The 22,589-nt window shown below is 45.3% G+C and carries 20 protein-coding genes; 2 read left to right on the top strand and 18 right to left on the bottom strand.

Annotated features, from left to right (window positions below; all coding sequences use genetic code 11):
• Window positions 1–6: 6 nt before the first annotated feature.
• The 6 genes from KQI39_RS03980 to KQI39_RS03955 all read right to left on the bottom strand — a co-directional run bounded on the left by KQI39_RS03980 (window position 7) and on the right by KQI39_RS03955 (window position 7,732).
• The gene (locus KQI39_RS03980; protein WP_021977417.1) at window positions 7–954 is read right to left on the bottom strand and encodes an L-lactate dehydrogenase; all 948 of its coding nucleotides are present in this window, start codon (window positions 952–954) and stop codon (window positions 7–9) included.
• 342 nt (window positions 955–1,296) lie between these two features.
• Window positions 1,297–2,862, bottom strand: a complete 1,566-nt coding sequence (locus KQI39_RS03975) for an FMN-binding protein (protein ID WP_216416720.1) — start codon at window positions 2,860–2,862, stop codon at window positions 1,297–1,299.
• Between the two features lie 162 nt (window positions 2,863–3,024).
• Window positions 3,025–5,226, bottom strand: a complete 2,202-nt coding sequence (locus KQI39_RS03970) for a penicillin-binding Tp47 domain C-containing protein (RefSeq protein WP_216416716.1) — start codon at window positions 5,224–5,226, stop codon at window positions 3,025–3,027.
• 90 nt (window positions 5,227–5,316) lie between these two features.
• A complete protein-coding gene (locus KQI39_RS03965) occupies window positions 5,317–6,381 on the bottom strand; it encodes an FAD:protein FMN transferase (protein ID WP_216416714.1) in 1,065 nt (354 codons plus the stop codon).
• A complete protein-coding gene (locus tag KQI39_RS03960) occupies window positions 6,381–7,157 on the bottom strand; it encodes a 4Fe-4S binding protein (protein ID WP_216416712.1) in 777 nt (258 codons plus the stop codon). The genes KQI39_RS03965 and KQI39_RS03960 overlap by 1 nt, the downstream gene beginning before the upstream one ends.
• Window positions 7,154–7,732 (bottom strand): FMN-binding protein, encoded by a 579-nt coding sequence (locus KQI39_RS03955; RefSeq protein WP_216416709.1) that lies wholly within the window; start codon window positions 7,730–7,732, stop codon window positions 7,154–7,156. The genes KQI39_RS03960 and KQI39_RS03955 overlap by 4 nt, the downstream gene beginning before the upstream one ends.
• 295 nt (window positions 7,733–8,027) lie before the next feature.
• On the opposite strand from KQI39_RS03955, the gene KQI39_RS03950 reads away from it, so the two are divergent.
• Both KQI39_RS03950 and KQI39_RS03945 read left to right on the top strand, forming a co-directional pair.
• Window positions 8,028–8,402 carry a NusG domain II-containing protein gene (locus tag KQI39_RS03950; RefSeq protein ID WP_148445258.1) on the top strand — a complete coding sequence of 125 codons (375 nt, stop codon included), beginning with the start codon at window positions 8,028–8,030 and terminating at the stop codon, window positions 8,400–8,402.
• 73 nt (window positions 8,403–8,475) lie between these two features.
• Window positions 8,476–8,964 carry a Gx transporter family protein gene (locus KQI39_RS03945; RefSeq protein WP_216416706.1) on the top strand — a complete coding sequence of 163 codons (489 nt, stop codon included), beginning with the start codon at window positions 8,476–8,478 and terminating at the stop codon, window positions 8,962–8,964.
• A gap of 684 nt (window positions 8,965–9,648) precedes the next feature.
• On the opposite strand, the gene KQI39_RS03940 is transcribed toward KQI39_RS03945, so the two are convergent.
• From KQI39_RS03940 to dapA, 12 genes are all read right to left on the bottom strand, one after another.
• Window positions 9,649–10,410, bottom strand: a complete 762-nt coding sequence (locus tag KQI39_RS03940) for a DUF975 family protein (protein ID WP_216416703.1) — start codon at window positions 10,408–10,410, stop codon at window positions 9,649–9,651.
• Window positions 10,411–10,505: 95 nt separating this feature from the next.
• Entirely contained in the window at window positions 10,506–11,714 is a 1,209-nt protein-coding gene (locus KQI39_RS03935; RefSeq protein ID WP_118061804.1) for an aspartate kinase, read from the bottom strand.
• A gap of 21 nt (window positions 11,715–11,735) precedes the next feature.
• Entirely contained in the window at window positions 11,736–12,947 is a 1,212-nt protein-coding gene (locus tag KQI39_RS03930) for a homoserine dehydrogenase (protein WP_216416700.1), read from the bottom strand.
• Window positions 12,948–12,951: 4 nt separating this feature from the next.
• On the bottom strand, window positions 12,952–13,404 hold the full coding sequence (locus tag KQI39_RS03925) for an ACT domain-containing protein (RefSeq protein WP_118061802.1): 453 nt from the start codon (window positions 13,402–13,404) through the stop codon (window positions 12,952–12,954).
• Between the two features lie 172 nt (window positions 13,405–13,576).
• Window positions 13,577–14,696, bottom strand: a protein-coding gene (gene prfB / locus KQI39_RS03920) for a peptide chain release factor 2 (protein WP_148445268.1) whose coding sequence is annotated in 2 segments (ribosomal slippage) — window positions 13,577–14,620 and window positions 14,622–14,696 — 1,119 coding nt in all. Because the reading frame shifts where the segments join, the coding sequence is not laid out codon by codon here.
• A gap of 101 nt (window positions 14,697–14,797) precedes the next feature.
• On the bottom strand, window positions 14,798–15,628 hold the full coding sequence (locus KQI39_RS03915; RefSeq protein WP_216416697.1) for a carbon-nitrogen hydrolase family protein: 831 nt from the start codon (window positions 15,626–15,628) through the stop codon (window positions 14,798–14,800).
• Between the two features lie 78 nt (window positions 15,629–15,706).
• Window positions 15,707–18,286 (bottom strand): preprotein translocase subunit SecA, encoded by a 2,580-nt coding sequence (gene secA / locus KQI39_RS03910; RefSeq protein ID WP_216416693.1) that lies wholly within the window; start codon window positions 18,284–18,286, stop codon window positions 15,707–15,709.
• A gap of 337 nt (window positions 18,287–18,623) precedes the next feature.
• Complete coding sequence (gene hpf, locus KQI39_RS03905; protein WP_118512672.1) at window positions 18,624–19,151, bottom strand: ribosome hibernation-promoting factor, HPF/YfiA family; 528 nt, start codon at window positions 19,149–19,151, stop codon at window positions 18,624–18,626.
• A 149-nt stretch (window positions 19,152–19,300) separates the two neighbouring features.
• Window positions 19,301–20,071 (bottom strand): phosphoribosylformimino-5-aminoimidazole carboxamide ribotide isomerase, encoded by a 771-nt coding sequence (hisA, locus tag KQI39_RS03900; protein ID WP_216416690.1) that lies wholly within the window; start codon window positions 20,069–20,071, stop codon window positions 19,301–19,303.
• A gap of 128 nt (window positions 20,072–20,199) precedes the next feature.
• Window positions 20,200–20,658, bottom strand: coding sequence for a hypothetical protein (locus tag KQI39_RS03895; RefSeq protein ID WP_216416688.1), 459 nt, complete (start codon window positions 20,656–20,658; stop codon window positions 20,200–20,202).
• A gap of 237 nt (window positions 20,659–20,895) precedes the next feature.
• Complete coding sequence (gene dapB, locus KQI39_RS03890; protein ID WP_118061798.1) at window positions 20,896–21,651, bottom strand: 4-hydroxy-tetrahydrodipicolinate reductase; 756 nt, start codon at window positions 21,649–21,651, stop codon at window positions 20,896–20,898.
• A gap of 35 nt (window positions 21,652–21,686) precedes the next feature.
• On the bottom strand, window positions 21,687–22,583 hold the full coding sequence (dapA, locus tag KQI39_RS03885; protein WP_021975800.1) for a 4-hydroxy-tetrahydrodipicolinate synthase: 897 nt from the start codon (window positions 22,581–22,583) through the stop codon (window positions 21,687–21,689).
• Window positions 22,584–22,589: the final 6 nt, after the last annotated feature.

Genomic DNA, 22,589 nt, shown 5'->3' with positions numbered 1-22,589 from the left:
CATTTATCAAAGATCAATCTGTGCGATCACGTCTTTCAGAGCATTAGCGCTTGCGTGAAGCTTCTCTGTCTCCTCCTCGGTCAGAGGAACACGGACAATTCGTTTCACACCATTCGGTCCGATGGAAGCCATAGTGCTAAGACATACGTCTTCAATGCCATACTCTCCGTGAAGCATGGTTGATACACTGACTATTGTATCAGATGCTGCAAGAAGAAGCGAGCAAAGTCTGCAGACAGATACGGCTACCGCATAAAATGTGGCACCTTTCTTGGCAATAACAGTTGATCCTGAAGTATGAACATACTCCAGAACTTCCTCTCTGTCAAGTGGCGGCAGATCTTTCTGATCCTCATGAACGATCTTGTCAAATTCATCAAGGGTCGCACCTGCAACAAAGGCTCTTGACCACGGTACAAAGGAGGTATCTCCGTGCTCTCCGAATACATAGGCGTGAATATTTTTCTCCGATACGCCATAGTGCTGGGAAAGTCTGCAGCGGAGACGGGCAGTGTCCAGTGCAGTTCCGGAACCAAGGATCTGACGCTCCGGAAGACCGGAAATTTTTGCAAATGCATACGTCATAATGTCACATGGATTACTTACAATAATATAAAGCGCCTTAGGAGCCACCTTTACGATCTCCGGAGTGATACTTTTCATGATGTTGACATTAGTCTGTGTCAGCTCGATACGTGTCTGTCCTGGCTTTCTGGCAATACCGGAAGTGATGATGACAATATCAGAATCAGCTGCATCCGGATAATCTCCTGCCACGATGGAGATCGGTTCACGGAAACTGGTTCCCTGGTCAATGTCCATGACCTCGCCCTCTGCCTTCTGTTTGTTGATGTCGATCAGGACGATTTCTGAGGCAATGCTCTTCTGTGATAAGGTGTAGGCGATGGTTGCACCTACGCTTCCTGCTCCGATGATCGTAATTTTACTGCTCATGTTTGTTCTCCTTTCAGCGTTGTTTGTCACATAAATAACAATTTTAATTACACACATTCAAACATAACATAAAATATAGTTGTATGCAATAAAATTATGGCTGTATTTTCCAGGATGTTTTGCGTTAATTATTGATGTAATTCAAATTTCTTTTTATATATTCTGTCTTTTTTTTTATTATTCTGTGTATTGATCTGTTATTTTTTTGTCGATATAAGGGTAAAAAGGTAGAATATCTCCTTATACATGAACATAAAAACCCCGGGAACTTCCTGGATTATGTGAAGTTCCCGGGGTTTTTGACTTAGTCATAACCGAATAACTGCTTTGCAGTTAATTCGGTTATTTTTTTGCCTGTGCAAGCGCTTTCTGTGCTGCTCCCAGAATACCCTCAGATGAAAGTGTTGCTCCACTGACGGTATCAATACCATCTGCAGTCTGATTTGCCATGATCTGAGGATAAATGGTATTCCATGCCTCATTAAAGAATTCCGGAGTATCATTATTCGTCTGTGTAATCTCAACAATCTGACCTCCTGAGATGGTTACGGTCAGTCTTGTTTTTCCGCCATATCCAAAAGCTGATCCCTGATAAGTTCCATCGATATACATTCCTGCGGGGGTCGGTTCCGGCTCTTCGGTAGGCTCCGGTATTACATCAGGATTCTCCGGATCTGGAGTCGGTGTTACATTTGGATCTTCCGGATCGATTGTCGGTTCCGGTGTTGCCGTTGGAACCGGCGTTGCGGTCGGCTTCGGCGTTGCCGTTGGTTTTGGTGTTGCCGTTGGCTTTGGTGTCGGTTTCTTTGTCGGAGTTGGAGTTACTTTCTTACCATATTCCGGATTAAGTGCAGACTTCAGAGCCTTTTTCACAGCATTCAGAATTCCGTTGGAAGAGTAGGTTGCTCCGCTGACGGTATCAATATCGTCTACATAATCCGTTCCCACAATCTGCTCTTCCAGCACACTCCATGCTTTTTCGAAAAACATCGGAGTATCTGAGTTTTCCTGTTTTACCGCTGTGATAATTCCATCCTTGATGGTTACAGTCACTTTTACATCTCCGCTGTAACCTTTTGCGGATGCTTTGTATGTACCATCCAGATATTTTTTCGGACTGTCAGGATCTGGATTTGCAGTTGGCTTTGGTTTCTTTGAAGGGGCTTTTGTTGGCGTTGGTGTGGAGGTCGCCACAGGTGCAGGGGTGACCTGCTGGCTGCTTCCATCTGCCGCTGCCTGGGATAATGCATTCTGAACTGCCTGGATAATTCCGTTGGAAGAATAGGTTGCGCCGCTGACTGCATCCACATTTGGTGTATTTCCCGCAATCATTCTGCTGATTACGCCCTGTGCGGACGCAAAATAGGAAGCAGTTTCGCCGGAAGCGTCCAGGATATCAATGGCTGCAATCTTTCCACCGCTGATGGTTACACGGACGCGGATGGTTCCGCCGAATCCGGTTCCGGAGCCTTCGTAGGTTCCGTCTTTATATCCATTTGCCGGAACATCTGCTACAGGAGTCTGGGTAGAGCCCTGTCCGGCTGCACTGGCATTATTTCTGGCTGATTCTGATACGGTTCTTTTTCCTGAGCTTTTTTTTGCTGCTGTTTTTTTCGTACTTTTCTTGGATGTGCTTTTCTTTGACGTACTGCTCTTTTCTGCTGCTGTACTGTTGTTGTCTGTTGGATCAGAAGTCTCCTCATAACCGAGATATTTTTCCAGTTCAGAAGCAGACATGACCATTGTGTCTGCTTTCTGGACAGATTCCGTATTTGCATCGGAGCCCTGCGCTTTTATACCTGAAAATACAAGTGCCGCAATTACAGCAGCTGCAGGGATCAGCTTCGGCCAGGGTACTTTTGGTGTGCCATTTTCAGCTGGCTTTTTATCTTTTAAATCTTTTTCCATAATTCTTTTTCTCCCCTCTTTTTGTGCGGCTTCTGTCAGGTATATGCTTTTTCGGGCGTTTCCAGTCATTTTCCGAACCGCCACAAAAAATGAGCAGACCTCTGCCGCAGATATTTCCGTATACCTGCGGCAGAGGTTCTTACTCTTTTATGAACCGTTGTATTATTTAACAGTTACCACAAATTTCTTTGTAATTCCGTTGCATTTAACGGTGATGGTTGCCTTACCTTTTCTGATTCCTTTTACAACACCTTTGCTTGTTACGGTTGCAACTTTCTTGTTGCTGCTTATGTATGTAACTTTGGAAGCTGGTGCTGCTTTGGATTTGATGGTTGTTGTTTTTCCTTTTGCAATAGTTGCAGAGGATTTTGTAAGTGTAAAGGTCGGGTTCTTAACTGTCAGCTTGTAGGTTGCTTTCAGTTTTCCGCTTGTTGCTGTAATTGTTACAGTTCCGGCTTTGATTCCCTTTACGGTACCTGTCTTGCTGTTTACAGTGGCAATCTTTGTATTGCTGCTCTTGTATGTTACAGAAGATACTCCGGCCAGTGTTGCTTTTACAGTGGCTGTTTTTCCTTTGTAAACAACTGCAGATTTCTTTGCAAATTTTACAGATGGAGCTTTTACAGTTACTTTGCAGGTTGCTGTTGCGTTTCCGCAGTTTGCAGTGATCACTGCAGTTCCGGCTTTCACACCTTTTACAACACCTGTGCTTGATACTGTTGCTACTGCTTTGTTGCTGGTTGTATATGTTACTGTCTTAGCTGTATCATTTGAAGTTGCCTTCAGAGTAACTGTTTTTCCTGTGTAAATGGTTGCAGATGTTTTGTCAAGAGTAACTGTCACTTTTACAAGAGCTGCTTCTGCTGCCTTAAGATGCTCAAGTGCCTCATCAACCTCTGCCTGTGTTGCATCTTCTCTTGCAAGAAGCTCTTCTGCCTCCTGAAGCTCTGTCTGCATTGCTGCCCAGGTCGCTTTTGTATAATCGTTCTCAGCAAGTGCTTTTGCTGTTTCAACCTCTTTTGTAAGAGCAGTTGTATCTGCCGGCTCTTCAGATGGTTTTACAATATTTGCGTCTGTAGCATGTACCACAAAACTGTAGTCTGCATAGCCAAGTGCGTATACTGTCAGTCTCCAGTATCCGGTTCCGTCTGTTCCTTCCGGAAGCTGGCATCTTAAAGAATCGGTAAGTCCAAGCTGGATTCCCATGGATTTATGCATCCAGTTATCTGCCGCAAACTTGGTTCCGAAAGATCTCAGCACGTTTGTTCCTGTAGCGTCATCTCCACAGTAGTCCCAGCGTACTGCCTGCATATTTGCTCCAAGATCTCCATATCCTTCTCCTGTGATATCCACACGGAGGAATTCTCCGTAACTTCCGCTTGCTTCTTTTACTGTTGGTGTTACATTTGCTGCTGTTTTCTGAGCCTGATCCTTGATTCCGGAATCTGCTCCTGTTTTTCTTGCCTCAAATGTAAAGCTGTCACCGTTTTTCACTGCATATTTCAGACCGTTGGTGTCTGCTGTTACTGCTGCTGTTGCTGTATAGGAGCTCAGCTGTACTTCGCCATATCCGCCTTCCAGCACGCCATCATTGGTAACTACGTTGTATTTCTGGCAGAATGCATCATAATCTTCTGTTTTTACGGCAACCGGGATATATTTCAGGCCATAAACTTCATAGTGATGCATATCTACAGTTGTTCCGTCTGCTTTTGTGATAGTTCCTCTGTTAAATCCTACAGTTGTTCCATCTGTCAGCTTAATGGTATTCTGATCTACCCATGCCGCAATCGGATATCTGCTTCCGTCTTCTGCCACAATGGTTGTCTCTGTCTGGAAGCTTCCTCTGTGAAGTCCGTGGTTTGTAGTTGCTCTTGTTACCGTATCAAAAGCACCTTTGTCAAGTTCATTATGACCATCCACTTCCTCAGAAGAAGTTGTATCTCCTGCTGCATATACGCCTTCGTTTGCCCAGTACTCTGCCCAGGTCAATCCTGCGTATACATACTGATATTCTCCCTGAAGTTCGTCAGAGTCTGCAAATGCCTCTGTCTCGTCTTCTGCTGCTGTAAACTCATCTACACCAGAAGTCTCTTCCTCAGTATTCTCTGCTGCACTTTCCTCTGTGATCTCATCAGCGTTCTGGTCCTCTGCCGCGATCTCTTCTGCATCAGCAGCCTCTCCCGCAGCTGCCTCGTAGTCGGAAACCTCTGCAGTCTCTTCCTCATCGCTCTGCTCGGTTTCGTCTGCTACAATGCTGCTGTCCAGGTCTGTTGCCATTACAGCTGTAGGAAAACTTGTTGCTGCCATTGCAAGACTTAAGATGCAGGGAGCCGTTTTTTTCAGTAAATTCCACTTATGCATTACTTATTCCTCCTAAAAATATGAAATATTTATAGAAACCTTTCCAGGGGTCACTATCGTAAATACCACAAACTACTCCACCGTCTGTGTTTATTCAATGATATCCTCCACGCTGTAGGAATCCGCAAGCAGGCTGAACCGCTCTTTCATCCCTTCCGTGAGATACACATGATGGTCTTCATCCACAAAAAGTCCGTCTGCACCGTAAGTTTTCAACAGCTGGGCACCTTTTTCCACACCCAAAACGAAACATGCTGTGGAAAGTGCGTCTGCCTCAAGACCTGTGTCACAGACTACCGTAACTCCGGTCACTCCGCTTTTTGCCGGATAACCGGTGGACGGGTCCATAATGTGGTGATACCTTACACCATCTTCGATAAAATATTTCTCGTAATCTCCGGATGTGGAAAGAAATTCTGTGCCATTTAAGGCAACCACACCAAGATAATCGTCATCATTTTCAGCACGGGGATCTGTCACTGCCACATTCCAGGAAGAACCATCCGGTTTGCTTCCATAGGTCATGACACTGCTTCCCCCAAGGTTCATAAGTGCCGCTGTTACATCTTTCTGGTTTTTCAGATTTTCAAGAATCAGGTCACAGCCGATTCCTTTTCCGGCTGCGCCAAGATCCAGAGAACATCCTTCATCCATGTGGATCGTGTTTCCATCAAGAGAAATTTTCTGATATCCGGAGTCCTTCAGAACTTCCTGAATCTCATCTTCTCCCGGAATTCTCTGATTTTCTCCCCCGATATCCCACAGACGGATCAACTTCCCGATCGTCGGATCAAAAACTCCGTCCGAGTCTTTCGCAATCTTCAGAAGGCGCTCCAGATACCCGGAAAGTTCCTCGGAAATCTCCGTATCTTTTCCGCTGTCCGCGTTCACCTTGTAGATCTGGGACTTCTCATTGGTCCAGGAAAGAAGGTTTGTCTCCACATCTGTCAGTACAGATGTCAGTTTACTGTTTATATCGTCGCCTGTGGTATAAAGTGTTTCTGACACCACAGTATCCATTGCAAAATCTGTATCCGTATATGTCTGTATATCCTTTTCCGAAGCAGCCATGCACAGCGCTGGAAACAGCATTGTGATTCCTGTAACTGCAGCCGTTGTAAGAAAAGCTTTCTTTTTCAGAGCATGATATCCCATCAATTATTTTCCTCAGTTGTTCCAATGTGAATATTTTTTCTCGGGCAGGTTGCCGCACATGCATGGCAGCAAAGACATTCGCCGGATCTGGCTGTGTCCCCGTCAATGTCCAGATGAGCCGGACATCTTTTTTTACAGAGGCCGCATTTTGGCGGACATTTCTCACGGTTTCTCTGAAACAGTGCTCCCGGAAGGATCGGCATTAATGCAAAAACCGCTCCCATAGGGCAGAGAAACTGGCAGAAAAAACGTTCCTGTGTACACATTCCCACCATGATCAGAACCAGGATCACAATTCCCACCAGATATTTACTGTTCGGGAGACGTCCTGCAGTAATCATGGAAAAAACATCCCACGGGCTGGTTCCTGTAAGCTTTCCGTATACTCCTGTGAGGCAGGAAAGTAAAATCAGGGCCAGTACGATATATTTGACTTTCTGAAATCTGTGAACCATTTTTTCAGAAAGAGCTGGTTTCTTTTTTTTGTGAAAACATTTCGTCCAGATCCAGGAAAAACCTTCATATACGGCATCTCCGAAAGATCCGAAAGCACATGCATATCCGCAGAAATGTCTTCCGAAAAAGCAGGTAAAGATCAGAAGCACTGCTGTTACAGTCAGAAAGGAATTCCACTCCACCGGCTGACCGGCTGCAATGGCGAGAAAAATGGATTTGATTCCCGCAAAAGCTGTGGAAAACAGAGACGGAGCAGCAATAAAAAATGCCAGCTGTATCCCTGCGCGTATCAGCCTTACTTCCCGCTGTCTTTTTTTCATGAGTTTTCCGCCTTTCCAAGTGCTTCATCCACTGCATTCAGGATTCCGGTAGAACTGAATGTTGCTCCTGATACAGTATCCACATCTGTACTCTGGGCGCTTAAAATGGAATCGATTACACTCTCTGCCTGTGAAAGATATGCGCTGTCCTCACCTGGTGCGCTGACTACATTAATGGATGTAATTTCATCACTGGCAAGTGTCACTTCCACCTGAATGGTTCCACCGTATCCATCGGCCTCTCCTGTGTAAGTTCCATCTTTATATACGTTATCCGCATCAGCGGCATCATCGGATGCACTGTTGTCATCTGTGGAAGCGCTGTCTGAAGTATCTGCAGATGTACTGCTGTCTGATGACGCGGAAGCTGCCTGATTCTGCACACGGTTTGTATAAATCGTCTCCAGTGCACTGAGAAGTTCACTCTGCTGTTCCTGAAGAGTGTCTACCTTATCTGTCAGAGCCGCGATCTCTTTTTCATTTTCTTTGGCTTTCATGCTGTTGCTGTAAAAAAATACAGCTATGATCACCAGCAGTAATGAGATCACTCTCATATAAAAATTCTGGTTTTTCATCTCTTTTCTCCCCTGTTTTTTAAGTTATATATCTTTTACTTATTTTTATAAATTAGTTCTGTTTAAATTCTTTTCGTAGATTAGATATTGCTAACTTACAGCTAGGTATTATATCACCTGATTTTTTTCTTGTCTATACTTTTTGTTAGTACGTGGTAACTTTTTTTCTCAGTATCTTTATCTTTTTCTGCAATTCTGCCGGACACCGGTTAGATATCCTTAACTTATATTTGCCTTTTGAATGGGAGTATGATATGATTTTTTCTGAATCTGTGACAGAAACGGAGTTTTTATTTTGAAGAAAAAAGAAGTGATTTTTATTGCCGGGATTCTGGTTCTGGCCGGTATTCTCTGGCTTGGTTTTCAAATCGCAGGGAAACGTTCCCACAATACGATCCGGATTACTGTTGACGGAAAAGAATTCGGAACTTATTCTCTTTCCCAGGATCAGGTTATCCATATCGGGGACACCAATGTCTGCGAAATCAAAGACGGAAAAGTTACCATGACCGAAGCAACCTGCCCGGATCATTACTGTATGAAACAGAAGGCTGTGGATGAACATGGCGGTTCTATCATCTGTCTTCCTAATAAAGTTGTGATCGAAGGAGAAAATACTGCGGAGGATTCAGACTCGGAGAGTTCACCGAAAATCGATGCGGTGACGTAAATGCGAGAACTGCTTATCATCTGAAGACACTGGCGTTTACCAGTGACACAGTGGCATATGGAAGGATTTATTTATGAAACGAAAAACAGCTTATCTTGGATTATTTTCCGCAGTGGCGATTATTTTTGGATATGTAGAGTCTCTGATTCCTGTGTTTGCAGGGATTCCTGGAATCAAACTTGGACTTGCAAACCTGGCAGTACTTTTTATACTGGACCGGTATTCACTCCGCGAGGCAGCTCTTGTGTCCGTTGTAAGAATACTTGTGATTGGGTTTATGTTCGGGAATCTCTTCAGTATTTTGTATAGTCTGGCTGGCGCTGCGCTCAGCCTGACTGTGATGGATCTTTTGAAAAAACATTCGGGGTTCAGTCTGATCGGGATCAGCGTGGCGGGGGGTGTTACTCACAATATCGGGCAGTTGATCGTTGCCATGATTGTGGTGAGTAATACAAGTTTGATGGTCTATGCACCTGCGCTGCTGGTGGCAGGAGTCCTGGCGGGGGTTCTCATAGGAATTTTGACAAAGGATGTCGTGGGACGACTTCCTTTGAACCTGTAGTGTGTGTATGTTTTTCTTTTTGGATTGTGATTTTTACTTTATGAAAGTAGGAAATGTATATTTTTCTTTTTGGGATTATAATTTCACTTTATGAAGTGCGTTAAATATGTATGTTTTTCTTTTTTGGATTATAATTTTCACTTTACGAAAGTGGATAATTTGCGAGAAGGGGAAGCACTCATAGTTGCGAAGGCCGTCTCCCCTTCTCGCGCTCTTCCCCTCCTGGCCACGCCGCTGTTGTGCGTTGTGGAATGTGTAAATGTATCGGCTCAGTCCTGTATTCTGCTGTACTGACAGCGTCAGGCTGAGCCGATTGTTCGTTCAGGGCGGACGGGAAAGCGGCCTGCATAGCAGGCCTGTTCCCTGAATTACGGCGTATAACTTGTATAGCTGTTATTTCACTGTTATTCAGAAACAGGTCTGCTTCGCAGACCGCTTTTCGTACGGAGCGAATAAAAAGGCTTCGCCAATAAATTTACGTAGCATAAATCGGCTCAACTTTCCGCAGCCGACACCGTAGAATCCATCGCCCCGCTAATACCTTTACACATTCCCACAACCTGCAACAATTGCGTGCCCGGAAAGGGGGAGCTCGAGGGGGAAAAGCGGGCTTCGCAACTTTGAGTGCTTTCCCCCTCGTAAATTGCCCCATGCCAAAATGGTCCACCCCGGAAGGGAAAAAGTCTACGCCTCGGTTTCATCCAGAAACTGCACCGCCGGAGGCTCATCAAACTCCCCTGAAATATTCCGATAGAAAACCGCCATGCACGTTTCTATATAAGGCACCAGCCAGATCAGTGCCAGATACAATGTAAACATGGAAAAAATAACCCACGGTATAAAACTTAAAAGCATCTTCAGATACTCCCAGTAATGCCCCTTCATAAGCTTCGCACTGGCTTTCAGTGCCTGCATTCCTTTCATGTCCGGATTATCGGACAGAATATAATAACTCATGGTAAATGGCATAGCTACCAGCAGGTTCAGCACGAACCCCAGAAGTGTGAGTAGCATGTAAGTCACTGCCCAATTCATCTGTTCTTCCACGGTATTTCCCATATCACTTGTAAAGGAAAACCACGCCAGTGGAAGGGACGTCACCAGATTGATCAGTGCCAGCACAAAGGATGCCACGATTACATGATCCGGCTGGTGGCTGAAAAAGTACAGAAGATCTCCGAAAGAATACGCTTCTCTTCTGGAAATATTCAAGTAAATCCGGTAGAGTCCTGCGGAAAAGACGCAGATCACCAGAGAAAGGATAAAACTGAATACTTCTCCTCCGATGATTGCATACAGGGAATCTCCCGGAAAAAGCGCTGTGGAAATGTAGCTTGAGATCACGCTCATCGCCGCAACCGCAATGCTTCCGATCACAGGGACCGTAAAATTACCGGCCAGTGTTTCCCGTGCAAGCTTCTTACAGCCCTTCAGATTTTTTCTCATAAAAATTCTCTCCTTATGAACGATTAACATCGCTCCGTTATAGAAGGCGGAGACTTATACCTAGCCTCCGCCCTGTCATTCATTTCTTATTTTGTTTAATCTGCAAGATTAAACGCATCATGTACCGCATTCATGGCACGTACGCCATCTTTCTCATTGATGAGAACAGTCACACGGATCTCAGATGTCGCGATCATATTGATGTTCACGCCCTCATTATAAAGGCTCTCGAACATTTTTGCGGCAACACCCGGATTACTCATCATACCAGCTCCCACGATGGAAAGTTTGGCGATGTTTTTCTCCGCATGAAGCTCATCATAGCCGATGCGTGCCTGGTTGGATTCCAGGACTGCCATTGCATCGTCCAGATCATTTTTATCAACAGTAAAGGAAATATCCTTGGTTCCGGCACGGCCGATAGACTGAAGGATCATATCCACATTGATATTTTTCTTGGCCAGGGTATCAAAAAGCTTAAATGCTACTCCTGGTGAATCTTTAAGTCCGATCACAGCAATACGTACTGCATCTGTATCCAGAGCAACACCGCTGATCAGCATTCTCTCCACTGTTACTTCCTCCTTTACCACAGTTCCTTCGCTGTTGTTGAGACTGGAACGTACCACTAGCGGTACACCGTATTTCTTCGCCATCTCCACAGAACGGTTATGAAGCACTCCCGCACCCAGAGTTGCCAGATCCAGCATCTCATCGTAAGTGATCTCCTTAAGCTTGCGGGCTTTCGGAACCTTACGGGGGTCAGCAGTATAAACGCCATCCACATCGGTATAGATCTCACAGGCATCTGCATGAAGCGCTGCTGCAAGAGCTACGGCTGTGGTATCCGAACCTCCACGGCCAAGTGTGGTGTAATCATTATATTTATCAATGCCCTGGAATCCTGTAACCACAACAATTCTGCGGTTATCCAGTTCTCTGCGGATACGTGCGGCATCGATCTTTTTCAGACGGGCACTGCCGTGTGCGCTTGTTGTGTGCATAGCCACCTGAAATGCATTCAGGGAAACTGACGGTACTCCCAGGCTGTCCATAGCCATGGCCATCAGTGCTACCGACATCTGTTCTCCGATGGTAAAAAGCATATCCATCTCACGTTTCGGAGGTTTGTCGTTGATATCTTTCGCCATGGTGATCAGCTCATCGGTATATTTACCCATTGCGGAAAGCACGACCACCACGTCGTTTCCTTTTTTATAATCTTCGATACATCTTCTGGCAACATTAAAGATACGCTCTTTGTTTGCCACAGAAGTACCGCCGAATTTTTTTACGATTAACATGTTCTTATTTCTCCTCAGGCATCAATCCTTTACGCGGATCATTGCCAGTACTTTTCCGGTAAGCTTACTGATCTTCTCTTTATATTCAGCCTGCTTCATCACCGGTGTAATAAATCCGAATTCGTCCGGAAGGTCATCCGGCTCGATAGTCTGTACATCACCGAAAGCTTTTTCTACTTCATCCATAGTCGTATCAGACACACGTACAAAGAAGCGTCCCTCTACTTCATCCATATCCATGAGTTCCAGAGCATAGCTGCTCCAGTTTGTCATGATGTTTCTATGGAGATGTTTTGCCTCATCTACAACGTCAGCCACTACTGCGCTGGCAGTTGGAAGTTTACCTGCTCCACTTCCGTAGAACATGGCGTCTCCAAGAACATTTCCGTGTACAAATACTGCGTTGAATACATCATTTACACTGTAGAGCGGGCTCTCCTGTCCTACCAGGAACGGCGCTACCATCGCATAGAAGGAATCTCCAACTCTGCGGCTTGTGGCAAGAAGTTTAATGGTCATGCCAAGTTCTTTCGCATATTCCATGTCTGCCGGTGTGATCTTTGTGATTCCTTCTGTATAAATATTCTCGTAATTCAGGAATTTTCCGTATGCAAGGGAAGAAAGGATGGCGATCTTACGGCATGCGTCAGCACCCTCTACATCTGCAGTGGGATCTGCCTCTGCGTAACCCTTCGCCTGAGCCTCTTTCAGAACAGTGTCAAAATCACAGTTCTCTGTGCTCATCTTGTAAAGCATGTAGTTGGTTGTTCCGTTGAGGATTCCTGTGATCTCATCGATCTCATCTGCTGTCAGTGAAGAATTCAGCGCACGGATGATCGGGATACCGCCGCCACAGCTTGCCTCAAAAAGGAAGTTGATATTTTTTTCCCTGGCGATCTCCATAAGCTCGGAACCATGTTTGGCTACCAGGGCCTTATTGGATGTGCTTACACTCTTTCCTGCCTGAAGAGCTCTTTTTACAAAGGTATAAGCAGGCTCGATCCCGCCCATAACCTCAACGACAATATCCACTTCTGGATCGTTTACGATCACTTCATAATCATGAACCAGAACTTTCTCAACCGGATCTCCCGGAAAATCTCTTAAATCGAGAACGTATTTGATGTTGATCTCATCTCCGGCTCTTTTGTTAATGCTCTCATGATTGGTGTTGATTACTTCAACAACTCCGCTTCCTACTGTACCGTAGCCTAATACTGCTATGTTTATCATATGCTTACTCCCTGCCTAAAATTTTCAAATAGTGTATACCGTCTCTCTGTTCAATATCCTCCACCATAGCTTCTGCGTCGCCTTCTCCCGGAAGGATGTCAACGCTCAGCGTCAGTGTTGCAACTCCGTTAATGGGAATACTCTGATGTATGGTCAGGATATTACCGTGAAAACGGGCAATCGTCTGCAGCACCATTGATAAAAGTCCCGGCTCGTCGTCCATCTGAATGATAAAGGTGATGGTCTTTCCCCTGGTCTCCTCGTGGAAAGGAAAAATATCGTCCTTATATTTGTAAAAAGAGCTGCGGCTGATCCCGGTCTTTTCAGCAGCTTCCTGAACAGTAGCCACACGGTTGGATTCCAGCAGCCTCTTGGCCTCAACAACCTTAAGAAGTACTTCCGGCACTGCCCTCTCTCTTACTACATAGTATTTTTTCTTCTCAACCTGTTTCTGCATAGCAACCTCTCTAGTTGCTGTTCACATTGTGTGCAGCAACCTTTCTGTCCGTTTCATAAAGACAACTGTTTTTGTACAAAAGATATATTATCATAATAAAAGAAACTCCACAAGCGCTTTTTTGCCTGCGGAGTCCTTTTCTCTGTCTTTATGGGGTTCCGTGACAGTAATGTTATTCTTTCTTTTTCGCCAGCGCGATCCATTTCAGGTATGCATTGATAAAGAGGTCAATGCCACCGTCCAGAACTGCGTCAACATTACCGGTTTCTTCATTGGTTCTATGGTCTTTTACCATGGTGTATGGCTGCAGGACATAGGAACGGATCTGGTTTCCCCAGCCGATATCTGTCACTTCGCCTCGAATGCCGGAAAGTTTCTCCTCAGCCTCCTGCTGTTTCAGAAGATACAGTTTGGCCTTCAGCATCTGCATGGCCTTATCCTTGTTCATGTGCTGAGAACGTTCATTCTGGCACTGTACCACGATTCCTGTAGGGAAATGGGTGATACGGATCGCAGAGGATGTCTTGTTGATATGCTGTCCACCGGCACCGCTGCTTCGGTAGGTATCAATACGGATATCATCGTCATTGATCTCAACGTCCAGATCTTTCTTGATATCCGGCATAACATCGCAGGATACAAAAGATGTCTGTCTCTTTCCTGCCGCATTAAACGGGGAAATACGTACAAGACGGTGAACACCTTTCTCGGATTTCAGATAACCGTAGGCGTTCTCTCCGTTTACCTGGAAGGTTACGGATTTCACACCGGCCTCATCACCGTCAAGGTAATCCAGTACTTCCAGTGCAAATCCTTTTTTCTCCGCCCATCTGCTGTACATACGGTAAAGCATTCCGCACCAGTCGCATGCTTCTGTTCCACCGGCTCCTGCGTTCAGCTTGATGATGGCATTCTCTCCGTCGTACTCTCCGGAAAGAAGTGTCTTCACACGGATGCTGTCAAAGCTTGCCTGGAATTCGTCCAGCATTTCCTGGATCTCAGGGATGATCTCCGGATCATTCTCCTCATATCCCATCTCGATCATGGTTTCCATATCTTCCATCTGTGTTTCCAGATTATGGTATGTCTCAATGTCATCCTTGAGACTCTTTAACTGTTTCATTTTCATCTGAGATACTTCTGCATTATCCCAGAAATCAGGCGCTTCCATCTCGCGCTCTAATTCTTCGACCTTCTGCTCTTTGTTAGCGAGGTCAAAGTGAATCCCTCACTTCCACTAATGGCTCTGTGTATGTTGCAAGAATACTCTTGAACTGATCTAACTCAACCACAGCTTCACCTTCTTTCTATATATTGATGCAGGAATTCCTGCCTGTCTTATACAATACCATATGACCATGGAAATTACAACGAAAACGTGGTCCTGACGTTTCTATTTTATCTGCGACAGTTTATAGATATCCCCTCTTCGGTGCTTCAGAAGCGGCAGCTGTTCCCGGACTTTTTTTACTTCATCCAGATCCAGTTCCACAACCTTCACGTCAGGCTTTTCTTCCATTTCCATGAGGACTTTTCCCCAGGGATCTGCGGCAATGGAATGGCCCCAGGAATGGTATCCGGCGTTCAGATCTCTGGCAGGTGCGGCTCCGATGGTGTATACCTGGTTGTCCACAGCTCTCTGACGGAACATCAGCTCCCAGTGGAGAGGCCCTGTTGTCATGTTAAAAGCAGCCGGCACGATGATCACCTCTGCGCCCTGGTCCACCATCAGCCTGGCAAGTTCCGGGAACCGGAAATCGTAGCAGATGCAAAGGCCCATCTTTCCGAATTCTGTGTCAAAAACTGTCACCTGATCTCCCGGTGTCAGGGTATCCGATTCTTTAAAATACTGGCCACCTTTTACATCAATGTCAAAAAGATGCATTTTCCGGTGTTTCCCGATCTGATGCCCATTTCTGTCAAAAACATAGGATGTGTTGTAAATACGACCGGCTTTGTCTCTCTCCGGCATACTTCCGGCTATGAGATAAATTCCACGCTCTGCTGCCAGCCTGGAACATTTTTCCCAGGTATCCCCACCTTCGGCTTCCGCATACTCAGGAAAGTATTTGTTCTCGTAGGGACAGCAGAACATTTCGGGCAGAACTGCCAGGTCGATTCCCTGAAGTTCCGGACGGGCAAGAATTTCCGCTGCCTGAGTGATGTTACGGGATTTATCCATATATACGTGTGTCTGAAGAATTGCTGTTTTTATAACTGCCATACAACCACATCCTTTCTCTGCTCTTATACAAAAATAGCCCCACCATATCATCAGGTGAGACTATTTTTATCTTCATTCTCAGATCTTAGCTGCCTTACGTCCGCAGCACTGTTTATATTTCTTGCCGCTTCCACATGGGCATGGATCGTTTGGATATACTTTATCTTCTTTTCGCTGAACCGGTTTCTTCGGGCCGGCGCTGTCATCTTTGTTTGTGCCGGTTACCTTGGCAACCTGCTCACGCTCGATCTTCTGCTCTACGTGAACATGATACAGCATACGTACGGTATCTTCCTGGATAGAACTGATCATGTTGTTGAACATCTCGAATGCGCTCATCTTGTACTCAACAACCGGGTCTCTCTGGCCATATGCCATCAGGCCGATACCCTGACGGAGCATCTCCATGTCGTCGATGTGATCCATCCACTTGCTGTCGATACATTTCAGAAGAACTACTCGTTCAAGCTCACGAAGCTGCTCCGGTTCCGGGAACTCTGCCTCTTTCGCTTCATAAAGCTTCACAGCCTCTTCCTTCACGATGTGCTTGATCTCGTCTTTCTTATGACCTTTTACCTTCTCTGCAGTCAGAGGGTGGATCGGGATGATCGGAGTGATCGCAGTATTGAACTCATCAAGATCCCACTCCGAAGAATCCATATCATCTGAGAAGCACATATCTGTCATGCTGTCTACGATATCTGTGATCATCTTATAGATGGCATCACGCATGTTCTCACCGTCAAGTACCTGACGACGCTCCTCGTAGATGATCTCTCTCTGCTCATTGTTAACCTGGTCATAGTCGAGAAGATTTTTACGGATTCCGAAGTTGTTGAACTCGATCTTCTCCTGTGCTTTCTCGATGGCATTGGAAAGCATCTTATGCTCGATCTGCTCATTCTCCTCAACGCCAAGGGATGTGAACACTTTCATCAGTCTCTCGGAACCGAACAGACGCATCAGGTCATCCTCAAGAGAAATGTAGAAACGGGATTCACCCGGATCTCCCTGTCGTCCGGAACGTCCACGGAGCTGGTTATCAATACGTCTTGACTCATGACGCTCAGTACCGATGATCTTCAGACCGCCGGCCTCTCTTGCCACATCGTCAAGCTTGATATCGGTACCACGGCCTGCCATGTTGGTTGCGATGGTAACGGCATCTGCCTGTCCTGCCTGTGCTACGATCTCAGCCTCAAGCTCATGGAACTTGGCATTCAGTACGTTATGCGGGATTCCCTCTCTCTTCAGCATTCTGCTGAGAAGTTCGGAAGTCTCGATGGTGATCGTACCAACCAGTACCGGCTGATGTTTTGCGTGAGCTTCCTTAACTGCCTCTACAACGGCATTGAATTTCTCTTTCTTTGTCATGTAAACGGCATCATCAAGGTCTTTACGCTGTACCACACGGTTGGTCGGAATCTCTACAACGTCCATGCCGTAGATATCACGGAACTCTTTCTCCTCAGTAAGGGCTGTACCGGTCATACCGCCTTTTTTGTCATATTTGTTAAAGAAGTTCTGGAAGGTGATGGTTGCAAGAGTCTTACTCTCTCTCTTAACCTTAACATGCTCTTTCGCCTCGATTGCCTGATGAAGACCATCAGAGTAACGACGGCCCGGCATGATACGTCCGGTAAACTCATCAACGATCAGAATCTCATCATCTTTCACTACATAATCCTGATCTTTATGCATCAGGTTATGTGCACGAAGTGCAAGGATGATGTTATGCTGGATCTCCAGATTCTCCGGATCTGCCAGGTTCTCGATATTAAAGAATTTCTCAACCTTCTTGATACCCTGCTCGGTAAGGTTGACAATCTTATCTTTCTCATTTACAACGAAGTCACCGGTCTCGATAACTTCCTCACCCATAATGGCTGCCATCTTGGTCATCTCATGGCTGGCCTCACCACGCTCCAGCTGCTGTGCAAGGATATCGCACACTTCATAAAGCTTGGTGGATTTTCCACTCTGTCCGGAAATGATCAGCGGTGTACGTGCCTCATCGATCAGGACGGAGTCGATCTCATCGATGATACAGTAGTGAAGATCTCTCTGAACAAGCTGTTCTTTATAGATAACCATGTTGTCACGAAGGTAATCGAATCCAAGTTCGTTGTTGGTAACGTATGTGATATCACATCCGTATGCAGCACGACGCTCTTCCGGTTTCATGTCGTTGAGTACCACACCTACAGTCAGGCCAAGGAACTCATGGACTTTACCCATCCACTCGGCATCTCGTTTAGCCAGATAGTCGTTGACGGTTACGATATGGACACCTTTTCCCTCAAGGGCATTCAGGTATGCAGGAAGTGTGGAAACAAGAGTTTTACCTTCACCTGTTTTCATCTCGGCGATACGGCCCTGGTGCAGGATGATACCACCGATGATCTGTACACGGTAATGCTCCATTCCAAGTACACGCTTGGCTGCCTCACGTACAGTGGCAAATGCCTCCGGAAGAAGATCATCCAGTGTTGCACCTTCTGCAAGACGTTTCTTATATTCTCTGGTCTTGTCCCGTAACTGCTCGTCGGTAAGCTGCTGCATCTGGGACTGATAGCTCTCGGTTTTCTCAACCAGCGGCATGATACGCTTTACCTCACGCTGGCTGCGGGTTCCAAATACTTTTGAAAAAACATTCATGTTTCTGCTCCAATCATTTTATTCGAAATAGGACGTTTAAGTCTCTCATCTATCCGATTCAGGATCATTCCAGGACACTGTTCGTTCCAATCATCATAATCATTCCAGTTCTCTGTTGATATCCAGATCACATATGGTATATATTCTACCACTTTCCAGTTATAAAAACAATGAACAATTAATTAACAAATCGTGTCCGGAACTGTTCTTCTGCCCTGAAAAAAGCTCCGGGAATCTGCAGATTTTCCACGCAGATTCCCGAAGCCATTCTTATACGTTCAATATTCAGTTTTTATAAAAGATCATTCACTCATGATCTTCTCACAGAGACTTCCGCCTAAAACTCCGGCTCGATCAGTCCGTAAGTATTACCTTTACGTTTGTAAACTACGTTAACCTGCTCTGTCTCAGCATTGAAGAATACAAAGAAATTATGTCCAAGAAGCTCCATCTGTACGCATGCATCTTCCGGATACATTGGTTTGATTCCGAATTTCTTGGTACGGATGATCTTAACTTCCTCATCCTCTTCATAATCCTTATCAAGGTATGCTTTCTGGAAGTTTGTGGATTCCTGCTGCTTGTCAACGATCTTGTTCTTGTATTTACGAAGCTGACGCTCAATTACCTCTTCAACCAGATCGATGGATACATACATATCATTGCTTACCTGCTCGGAACGGATAATGCTACCTTTCACAGGAATTGTTACCTCGATCTTCTGGCGATCCTTCTCAACGCTTAAGGTTACTGAAATCTCAGTTTCAGGAGTGAAATACCTTTCAAGTTTACCAAGCTTGTCCTCAACAGCTGTTTTAAGTCCTTCTGTTACTGCTATATTCTTTCCACTAATAATAAATTTCATGACTTCCATCCCCTTTGCTGTTTTATGTTGCTATTATAACACATTAAGTTGAATTTTAACATCACTTTTCAAAAATTTCACAAATTTTTTCTGAATTTATTCAATATATTCCTGCAAAAGGATTTTTTTATCATGAATATGCAACTATTCTACTTCATCTCTGCCAGAACTTCAAATGGTATGCTTCCGCCAAAAATATCCAGGGCACTGCCAACAGTCACGTCCAGTCTTCCCTGTCCTGCCCTTCGAAGTTCCTCAATATCTGCCATGGAGCCGACACCGCCTGCATAAGTTACCGGATGAGCTGTATACTGTCCCAGAAGTTCCGCAAGTTCTGTCTCAACACCATGAGCCTTTCCCTCCACATCCACTGCATGGACCAGAAATTCATCACAGTAACTTCCAAGCTTTTCCATCAGTTCCAGTGTCACGATCTCTTCTGTAAATTTCTGCCAGCGGTCTGTGACAATATAATAATTACCGTCTTTTTTGCGGCAGCTTAAGTCCAGTACAAGATGTTCTTTTCCTGCTGCATCCCGGATCTTCTCCAGATTTTCCCAGGATATCACTCCGTTTTTGAATACGTAGGAAGTTACGATCACATGGCTGGCGCCGGCCTCCAGATACTCCGCCGCATTCTCCGGACAGATCCCACCCCCGATCTGAAGTCCTCCGGGATATTTTTTCAGGGCAAGAAGTGCCTGGGCTTTTGTCGCTTCATAGTTTGGAGAATCTTTTCCATTCAGAAGAATCACATGACCACCTTTTAAGCCGGCCTTCTTGTAAAGCTCCGCATAAAATGCCGCATCCTGCTCTGACACAAAATTTTCTGCTGCCTGGTCACCCTGATCTTTCAGGCTTCCTCCTACAATCTGTTTTACTTTTCCGTTATGTATATCAATGCATGGTCTGAATTTCATAATCCTGTCCTCCGTTTTCTTTCCATGCACTGATCATAGCATCTGTAACAGTTTTATGCAATGCTGTGTTAAAATATCTGTAGCAGCAGATTACCTCACAACTGCTGGTCACAAAATGTCCCGTAACCTTATCTGCCCTCTACTGCATTCCCTACTGCATTGCCGATATCATCCACCGCATTACCTACGCCGTCGCCCAGATCCTTCACACTGTCACCCAGCTCACCGGATACGGTTCCGTCATTTCCGGTTCCATTTGTGTCTGTAGTTCCGGGCGCTGCTGTTCCGTTATTCCCGTCTCCTGTCGGCGTTACGGTAACATTTCCACCGGCCATCTCGTTGTTATCTGTACCAGAATCTTCGATGATCCCGCCATCGTCCATCACACCGTCATTGTCTGTCTCGTCTTCCATAATTTCATTTTCTGTGGCAGTATTTTCGTTTGTATCTTTTTTCTTATCTTTCTCATCTTTATTTTTTTCGTCCACAGTTTCATCCGCATTGTTTACCTCTGTACCACAGGCTGTAAATGTACACAGAGACAGGGTGAGCATAGTGCCAAAAAGAATCGCCTTCCATTTTTTCATATGATCTTCTCCTTTTTCTGAAAAATTCTGTATTCCTAATATGTCACTTTTTCCAGCATTCTATCCTGGCAAAAATTTCAAAAATACTGTAACACGGACATTCGCATTCCGTTCCACTACTTGCTCATGAATGAAATTGCTTCACAATTTCATTCAAAAAAAGACGGGCTACGCTTTTACACGAAACCCGTCTTTCATTATCTGTATTTTATTCTGTTATAGCTCATTCTGTCAAAATCAACCGATCACGTCACTCATATCGTAACGTCCTGCCGGTTTACCTGCAAGGAATTTAGCTGCTTCTACAGCGCCTTTTCCAAAAATAGCCTTAGAATATGCGGTATGCTTAAACTCGATCACTTCGTCCTGGCCTGCAAAAATGATCTCATGCTCACCTACGATGGTTCCACCGCGGACTGCGGAAATACCGATCTCCTTGTCATCACGTTTTTCACGTTTCTGGCTGCGGTCATATACATAATGATACTTGTTGTCCATAGCTTCATTAATGCTGTCTGCCAGTGCAAGTGCGGTACCACTTGGTGCGTCAACTTTCAGGCGGTGATGTTTCTCAACGATCTCCATGTCAAATCCTGCAGTTGCAAGAACCTTGGCAGCATCCTGAACGAGTTTCAGAAGTGTATTGATACCAAGAGACATGTTAGCAGATTTCAGCACTGCTACTTTCTTGGATGTTTCTTCTACTTTTGCAAGCTGCTCCTCACTTAAGCCTGTGCTGCAGAGAACAACCGGAATCTGGCGTGCGGCACTGTACTCAAGAAGCTTGTCTGTTGCTTTTGCAGAAGAAAAATCAATGATCGCATCTGCCTCTACCTGGCATGCGTCAATATCAGTGAATACCGGATAGCTGTTTTTTCCCTGGTCTGCAATGTCGATACCTGCCACGATCTCTGCATCCGGATCTTTCTCCACGATACCGCTGATTACCTGGCCCATATGTCCGTTACAGCCATGCATGATGATTTTTACCATAGTATATTCTCCTTTACCTTCCGCTTACAGTCTGATTATTTCGCAAGCTTAAGGCCGAATTTCTCGATCTCTTTTGCAAGAGCTGCCTTTGTGTCTTCTTCCATCTCGCAAAGTGGCATACGAAGCGGTCCTACGTTCATTCCCATAAGGTTCATAGCTGTCTTAACAGGAATCGGATTTACTTCGCTGAACAGTGCGTTGATCAGCGGAAGAGCTTTCAGCTGATCCTCTGTTGCTCCCTTGGTGTCACCGTCGAAATATTTCATGACCATGTCATGTGTAAACTTCGGTGCAACGTTGGAAAGTACGGAAATAACACCAAGTCCGCCAAGAGAAAGAATCGGAAGTACCTGATCATCGTTTCCGGAGTAAAGCTCAAGCTGTCCGTCTGCCAGAGACATCATCTTGGCAATCTGGGAAAGATCTCCTGTTGCTTCCTTGATTCCGACGATGTTCTTTACATTCTTTGCAAGGTAAGCTGCTGTAGCCGGCTGGATGTTGCAGCCTGTACGGCTCGGTACATTGTACATGATGAGCGGAGTTTCCGGAACTGCATTGGCAATTGCTGTGTAATGAGCGATAAGTCCCTTCTGTGTAGCCTTGTTATAATAAGGTGTTACAATAAGAAGAGCGTCTGCACCATAGGAAGCTGCTTCCTTGGACATCATGATTGCTGTCTCTGTACAATTGGAACCTGTTCCTGCGATTACAGGCACACGTTTGTTAACTTTATCAATTGTGAACTTGATTGTCTGAAGGTGCTCTCCGTGTGTCAGAGTAGAAGATTCTCCTGTTGTTCCGCAGATAACGATGGCGTCTGTGCTGTTCGCGATCTGATCCTCAAGGATCTCCTCAAGTTTCTCATAATTTACCTTACCGTCTTCATGCATAGGTGTTACGATTGCAACGCCTGTTCCTTTAAAAATTGCCATTTGTCT

Source organism: Blautia sp. MSJ-36, assembly GCF_018917985.1.
Lineage (GTDB): Bacteria > Bacillota > Clostridia > Lachnospirales > Lachnospiraceae > Blautia_A.
Note: the sequence above shows the minus strand (reverse complement) of the source record. Positions and strands in the feature narration are given on the sequence as shown.